The following is a 6934-nucleotide window of genomic DNA, read 5'->3' as shown; positions in this document are numbered from 1 at the left end:
ACTTGATATACCAATCCAAATTGATCAGTAATGTCCTGGAAGCAGCACAGATCCTTCCAAGCATCTCTTTCAATACAGCTATTGATACAGTTATCGAAACAACAAAACAAACGATAAAATATAAGCAATCACCTACTCAAAAAGCTCAACAACCAAAAGCCGTGAGCCAATTTGATTGCATGCCTTTATAGACCCTACCTCGTCTATCAACATATAGGACCAGAACAACAACTTTATTCTCCATGACTTGATATACCAATCCAAATTGATCAGTAATGTCCTGGAAGCAGCACAGATCCTTCCAAGCATCTCTTTCAATACAGCTATTGATACAGCTATTAAAACAACAAAACAAACGATAAAATATAAGCAATCACCTACTCAAAAAGCTCAACAACCAAAAGCCGTGAGCTATAGAGGGCTTTGTTGCACAAACCTATTCATGACGGCTTATTCAGCAAAGCCAATATTTTGAGCGGTCAGATTCGCATACCATTGATAATCTACATAGCCTTTGTCAAAGACCACAATACTGCCAGAGGGAAACTGGAATTTTCGGCCTTGTACCATGTCATTTTCTTTACCATTTTCAACTGCAACAAACTCAGGAATATGATTGCTGTGATTCAATCCTATGCTGAGTTTCATGCTGGCTTTTGAATCATGAACTTTGGCCCATGCGCACAAGGAAAGCGACAGATCAATGTGACTGGCATCCAGGGAATACAGAGGATTCTTGAAGCGAAATTTATGGGCTACTTTTGATTTTTCACAGTATTGCAGTAATTGATGAAACATCTGTTTATACAAGGCAGCAGGTTGCTCCTCGTTGATTCGTGCCAGCGTGCTTCGGGGAATAGACTTTGCTCCGAGATGATTAAGCTTTTCCTGCTGGGACTCAAGATTGGATTGAATATCCCGTAGGCTTTGTCGGCAGGAAAGTTGGGACATTAACAGGGCAATAAACTGATCCCATCGAGAAGCAGATCTGAATTTCTGCCCAACATGATGTTGTTTAGCAAGCCGTTCAAAATCTTGTCGTAAGACTGGTTTAATTAACTGATGAAATACGGTATTCTGATGTGACAAAACCTGAATCCTGGTCGTTAAAGTGTTTGTTTGCACTCATATTTTAACTGTTCGGACTCAGGTTTTTTTATTTAAATCAAACTATGGGACAGCAGTGGCTTACAGCTCCCTTTTTTGTTGTGTAAACCCCAAATAGAAATGTCCGCTTGTAGAATCTGCGCTTTTGCTATTATCGAAGCGGACGGTTTATATCATCAATGCTGAAATTAAAAATCTAGATCATAATCACGATTTGGCTGCTTTTCAGGTTCATAAGTTTGCTCTAAGACATCGCTTTGAGGAGTCGGATTAGGCTTTTTCACCTCGTGGATATGGCTCTTTATGTTCTCAAAACTCTCTAAACACGATTGATATGACGCTCTTTGATGTTTCAAATGGTCATTTTGAGGCTCTAAAATAATTTCACATTTCAGATAGTTAAGCATGCGTTGGTCGTTTTTGATGATCTCCTCGATTTTGTCATAGTCCCATGTATTGATCATTCTGCTTGCTTGGCTGATGTATTTCTCCAAGTTTTGAGCTTTTTTCTGCACACAACCAATCAATTGCAATAGATTATTATCGTTGTATGCTTGCTGTTGTTGGGCTGAAAGTTGTTTGTGATCAGCAACGTAACCAGGGTAATAAGCGTCAATTCTCAAGTCACGGAAATCTGTAGCCGGCTTTGGCTTGGGTCGAATTTTAGCGACTAGGGGTTCTAGTTGTTCAAGTTGTTGATTAAGGTCATTAATCGTTCTACAGTTTCCCCAAGCGTATTGATCTGCTTGCTTTGCATCTCCAAGTCTGTGTAAAAGTCGGTGGGTAGCTGCAATTGCAAGATGGTTGAGAGTGCTGTCTCCAGGTCTGTCTGCTGTGTGTCTAGCGTCTGTTGAATGGATTTTAATTCGATCTTTACCAGGTCGCTGACAATGCTGTTTAAATCCAGTTGATTTAATGCTGTCGTTAATTGCATTTGTAACTGGGTTCTCAAGTTTTCTTGAAATGCTTGCTGTAATTGCTCCGAAAATTCGCCCTGCTCGAGCTTTGAAAGTTCTACTTTCATAGCCAAAATCAAGGCTTGTTGAGCTTCTTTCTCTGAGTTCAAGTTGTTGATTTTGTCCTTTAAACTCTGCTCTACTTCGCTGTAAGTGGTCAAAATATTCTTTAATGAACTGACCTGTTGACTCAAGGCTTCGTTTTGTTCTGCTAACAAGCTGTTTTGTTGACTCAACAAGGCGTTTTGCTCTGTCAAAAATTGGTCGATCTCGGTCTGCATAACTTATCTCCGTATGCTGTTTAGGTAATTGAGTTGGCTCTGAATTGTTTGTGAATTCTGTTGAATCATTTCTTTTTGTGCTTGGATGGTTTTTAGGTTTGTACTGAACTGATAGATCGTATAAAAACTGATTAAAATCATCAGCCCCCCAAAAACTGTACTCGCCCATGTCATGTATTTGGCTTTTTGAGAGTTTAATAGCGACTGAATTCCGGTCTCTATTAGCTCGCTTTGGCTCTCTTCTATCGCCTGCTTCACTTGGGCCTGGACTTGGGCTTGGATGCTCTTCTGATCTATCGAAATGCTGCCAATTGCTTTGTTGATTTCGGTCTGCAGCGATTCGATTGAGACTGAAAGCCGTTGGAGTTTCGATATATCTGTATTCGATATCTGCTCGTGGATTGCTTTTAACGCTACTAGATAGTCCATTGTTGCTTCTTGCAGCACTTGTGGTGATAGATTCCCCACCTCGGTCAAAATCGAGCTTAGATTGGATTCTATGGATCTTGTCGTACTCTCTATCCCGTTTAAAAGGGTGGTACTGTTCATGATAGGCAGCTCGCTTTGCTCGATAAGTTTCTCGAAGTTGATCAGCGTCTGTGAGAGCAGCTGCAAGCTCACGATCAGTTGGTTTATTTGATTCTGCCTCTCGAAGGCGCTCTGCATAAGCTCCAAGTTCGAATTTTTCATCGTAAAACGCCCCTTTTAGTCGGTGTTTGTCATTGTTGTTTAGGCGATGAGATCAAGATGCGAGAGCAGCGTAGTGTCACGCAAGGTAAAAAGCTCATGGAGATGCTGAGCTCTGCGATCAAGGGCTATCAGAACAAGGTACTGACTGCAGCCGAAGTGATTGATGAGCTCATCAAGTTGGCTAAGGCAATCCAAGAGTCAGACAAAATGGCAGAGGAACTCAACCTGACTGAATATGAATATGCGTTCTATTCAGCAGTTGCAGACAATGACAGTGCTAGAGAGTTGATGCAAAAAGAGATCCTGCGCGAACTCGCTGTTGTGCTGACTGAGTCTATTCGTAAGAACGTAACCTTGGATTGGACCATCAAAGAAGCTGCCAGGGCGAAGCTGAGAGTCATTGTGAAGCGTCTACTCAAGAAGTATGGCTATCCACCTGATATGGCTTTATTGGCTACTGAGACTGTGCTTGAACAGGCTGAGCAATTAGCAGAAGAGCTCTCTGCTGCTTAATTTTTTGCAATCAAATTACAACTATTAAAAAACTAGATTAGTTGTTTTAAACAACTAATCTAGTTGTACATCACATCTCAAGACCTAACTCTTTGAGGACACTAGAATACTTTCTGACAACCTCGGGATCTTGTAGTTCAATCAGGAGCCTTTTCTCTAGATCAGCATAGCTTTCCCCTACTGCAGCTTTTTGGCTTGCAAATGGATCATGGTGAGCTAGCTTGTTTGCAAAGAATTGAATCTGCTTGTCTGTTAGCTTCTTAGCTTTGCTGTGCGTGACTTCCTTAGGTTGTTGCTTAGTTATGAACGTAAATGAGAAACCACCGATCATACGTCCAGTTTTATGTTGCTCCATAATGGGATTATTAGATTTGCACTGAAGAAGTTAAAGGAAGAATGAAACTAAATAGAAACCAATTTGAAACTAATTTAGTTGTAAATTGGTTTTAATATACAGGCTGTACTAGATTAATCTAGTACAGCCTGTATAAAAATTAATGGCTAATGATATCGAGAATTTTTTTCCATAAAATCTCAACGACTTCTTCCTGACTTATATCATGCAGGTAAACTTCCGAAATTTCTTGTTGAAGCCACTGCTCTAATTTCTCTTGATGTGAAGAGTGACTTGAATATCCATTCAATCCAAAGTAAGTGATCATCTTATTTGATGAATTTCCAGAATCGTAACTCATAAAATCATACAGCTTCTGTAAAACAGATTTAATGACCTCTTTCTGAAAACTCTTCCGGATTTTTTCCTCTCGGTACATCAAGTCTAAGTTATTGTGGGTTAAATACACATTTGGCATAAATTTATCCTTGTAAAGTAAAGGATCACAAGAACTAGAAACAATGAGGATATAGATAACTTTACTTTCGATATCTACTATGAAAAAATCCCTACGCTAACCTACCAAGTGGCGTAGTTTATTGCCTCATATTCTTATGATCGTAATAAATGGGAAAAAGAGTTTTTAAAGCTCTTTTTTTTAAACAATTTTTTTGGTAACCAAACTGGTTACCAAAAAAATTAACTTGTTTTATGAAGGTTGTCAATCATATAATCCATACAAATAGCTATTTTTTTTTGAGACACTTCAATGGATGAGTTTGTTGCATTCCCTTCTTTTGGCTATTTCTTTGAAAATAGCGACACGGGTATTTCTGATAAAGATTTTGAAAAAATAAAATATGAAATCAATGACTTTGATATCATTGTTGGGAATGAAATAAACTCTTTACATAGACTTGTTTCGCAATCCAAAGAGTTTGATCTGATTGTTATAAAACCAGAGATCGATTTTTTTCTTTTTGTGGGGCTCTTTAAAAACAAAGATTCTGTACTTAAACATTACCGTCAATATTTTGAATTATTGAGACAATTACTTACTGATAACGGTAGTCTATATGTACATGTTTCCAATCTTCACCTAATGAGTGAATTCCAAGTAATATTAGATAAAGTTTTTGGTGAAGCTAGGTGTGTGAATCAAATTTTACTAAAAACCCATAATTCTTCATTTAAAGCATCAAAAGGTTTTACTAAAACCGCTCATGAGGTAATTCTTTTTTATACCAAAACAGATAACTTTATTTGGAATGATCTGGTCCAGACAATCACAGATGATAATTTAGCTAAAAAGTTTCCTCATGTGGATGCACTGGGGCAATTTAGACTCATGCCTTTACATGTTCCTGGTGTACGAAAACATGGTGAAACTGGTAGACAATGGAGGGATATGAATCCACCCGAAGGTAAGCACTGGCGTTTTTCTCCAGAAAAAATGGATGAACTTGATCAACAGGGCCTTATTCATTGGTCAAGAACAGGTAATCCACGTTTAAAGGATTATGTTAAAAGTGATACCGGTGTTAGATATACAGATTATTGGGACTTAGCATCAGCAAAAAATTCAACATACCAAATTAAAAATCTGCAGAAAGCCTATGAGGTTATTATTAAATCCAGTACCAATGAAGACTCTTTAATATTGGATGCTTTCAGCTTTGATAGCGTCTGTTTGAATGCGGCAAATAACTTAAATAGAAAATGGATTGCAGTAACACCTAATATAGAGTCCTTTTTATTTACATTACGTTATTTGGAAAAAGACTTTTGCTCGAAAAATTTGGCAAGGGCTATTACAACTCCAGAATTTATCTCCAATGAGTTCGCTAATCCTAGCCCTGTGTATAAGGTACAAAATAAAAATTTCGGACATTTAAGTCTTTTAAATAACCTTAGATTCATCTTAAATAATTAAATTTGTGGAAAAAACTTTAAGCTGCTGAACAGCTCAAGCTATAGCTAAATTCTAAAAAGATCAGCACATAAAAATGCCTGTAAAATCCATTTTTATAGGGTTTTAGGTGTGCTGATAAATTCAGTATTTAGCTATATCTTCTTATGAACATAGTTTGATTTTTACTGTCATATTGTCCTATAGCCTAACGGAACAAAATAAAGTCTTAAAAAGCAACTCAAAAACCGTATTTATAGACTTAATATTTAATTTCGGTACAATATGTATTTAATTATCTAAACTCTAACGGTACAGAATGCCTAATCAGGTCGGATATATTCGAGTCAGTTCAACTGAACAAAATACTGAACGTCAATTAGATGGAATCAGCCTGGATAAGACCTTTACTGAAAAGGCAAGCGGTGGTAGCCGTGAACGTCCTCAGTTAAATGCAATGCTCGACTATCTGCGTGAAGGTGATACGGTGCATGTTCATAGTATTGATCGTCTGGCACGTAATACAAATGATCTGAACGAAATTGTGAATAGTCTGAATGATCGTGGTATAACCATTATTTTTCATAAAGAGAATTTGACCTTCAGTCATGATGTAGCACAATCGGCAATAAATAAACTCATGTTTCAGATGCTTGCTGCATTTGCAGAGTTTGAACGCTCCATGATCCGTGAGCGTCAAAAGGAAGGAATTGCAAAAGCCAAAGCGAAGGGCTTATATAAGGGAAGAAAGCGGAAGGTTGACTATGTTGAAATACGAAAAGCAATGGCTGAAGAAAATTCAACATTTAGAGGTGTTGCAGAAAAGTTTAAAGTAGGGATAGCAACAGTACAAAGAGCTTTAAAAGAAGAAACTAATAATCAATAAGGTTGATTAATGAAGACGCTTAGATATTCAAATTTAGAAAAGATCATGACCATTTATACTGAAATTTCTACTTATATTACATTTCATAATGCGACTGGTTTAACAGATATAAATAAATCAATGGAAGATTTTTGAACCGTACCGGGTTTGTCGGAGACCAAGCTTTCTGAGAGAATGTCCCGATGAAAAAAGTAAAATATACCCCTGAAATCAGAGAAAGAGCGGTTCAATTATTGATTGAATCCGAGAAAGATTATC

The 6934-nt window shown here is 37.5% G+C and carries 5 protein-coding genes and 3 pseudogenes; 4 read left to right on the top strand and 4 right to left on the bottom strand.

The window, feature by feature from the left end:
* Nucleotides 1-191: hypothetical protein (locus tag FTU90_RS15980; protein ID WP_215899110.1), on the top strand; the 191-nt coding region annotated here is incomplete at its 5' end.
* A gap of 268 nt (nucleotides 192-459) precedes the next feature.
* Here the strand turns inward: FTU90_RS15980 and FTU90_RS11645 are convergent.
* Together FTU90_RS11645 and FTU90_RS11640 are read right to left on the bottom strand one after the other, a co-directional pair.
* Nucleotides 460-1089, bottom strand: a pseudogene (locus tag FTU90_RS11645) (IS4 family transposase); the annotation flags it as partial.
* A gap of 1258 nt (nucleotides 1090-2347) precedes the next feature.
* A complete protein-coding gene (locus FTU90_RS11640; protein ID WP_100355863.1) occupies nucleotides 2348-3034 on the bottom strand; it encodes a hypothetical protein in 687 nt (228 codons plus the stop codon).
* Between the two features lie 39 nt (nucleotides 3035-3073).
* On the opposite strand from FTU90_RS11640, the pseudogene FTU90_RS11635 reads away from it, so the two are divergent.
* Nucleotides 3074-3547: pseudogene (locus FTU90_RS11635) on the top strand (type I restriction enzyme endonuclease domain-containing protein); the annotation flags it as partial.
* 70 nt (nucleotides 3548-3617) lie between these two features.
* On the opposite strand, the pseudogene FTU90_RS11630 reads toward FTU90_RS11635, so the two are convergent.
* Both FTU90_RS11630 and FTU90_RS11625 read right to left on the bottom strand, forming a co-directional pair.
* Nucleotides 3618-3899, bottom strand: a pseudogene (locus FTU90_RS11630) (RepB family plasmid replication initiator protein); the annotation flags it as partial.
* Between the two features lie 142 nt (nucleotides 3900-4041).
* Nucleotides 4042-4359, bottom strand: a complete 318-nt coding sequence (locus FTU90_RS11625) for a hypothetical protein (RefSeq protein WP_100355864.1) — start codon at nucleotides 4357-4359, stop codon at nucleotides 4042-4044.
* A 291-nt stretch (nucleotides 4360-4650) separates the two neighbouring features.
* Here FTU90_RS11625 and FTU90_RS11620 point away from each other — a divergent pair, with 291 nt between their 5' ends.
* The gene (locus FTU90_RS11620) at nucleotides 4651-5814 is read left to right on the top strand and encodes a DNA methyltransferase (RefSeq protein ID WP_100355865.1); all 1164 of its coding nucleotides are present in this window, start codon (nucleotides 4651-4653) and stop codon (nucleotides 5812-5814) included.
* A gap of 295 nt (nucleotides 5815-6109) precedes the next feature.
* On the top strand, nucleotides 6110-6676 hold the full coding sequence (locus tag FTU90_RS11615; RefSeq protein ID WP_006581699.1) for a recombinase family protein: 567 nt from the start codon (nucleotides 6110-6112) through the stop codon (nucleotides 6674-6676).
* Nucleotides 6677-6934: the final 258 nt, after the last annotated feature.

The sequence above is a fragment of the Acinetobacter sp. YH12200 genome (genome assembly GCF_013418175.1).
Lineage (GTDB): Bacteria > Pseudomonadota > Gammaproteobacteria > Pseudomonadales > Moraxellaceae > Acinetobacter > Acinetobacter pseudolwoffii.
Note: the sequence above shows the minus strand (reverse complement) of the source record. Positions and strands in the feature narration are given on the sequence as shown.

Excerpts from the sequence above, each read along its gene's own strand:
- FTU90_RS11615 (WP_006581699.1), top strand. The coding sequence starts at position 6,110 with ATGCCTAATCAGGTCGGATATATTCGAGTCAGTTCAACTGAACAAAAT.
- FTU90_RS11620 (WP_100355865.1), top strand. The coding sequence starts at position 4,651 with ATGGATGAGTTTGTTGCATTCCCTTCTTTTGGCTATTTCTTTGAAAAT.
- FTU90_RS11625 (WP_100355864.1), bottom strand. The coding sequence starts at position 4,359 with ATGCCAAATGTGTATTTAACCCACAATAACTTAGACTTGATGTACCGA.
- FTU90_RS11640 (WP_100355863.1), bottom strand. The coding sequence starts at position 3,034 with ATGAAAAATTCGAACTTGGAGCTTATGCAGAGCGCCTTCGAGAGGCAG.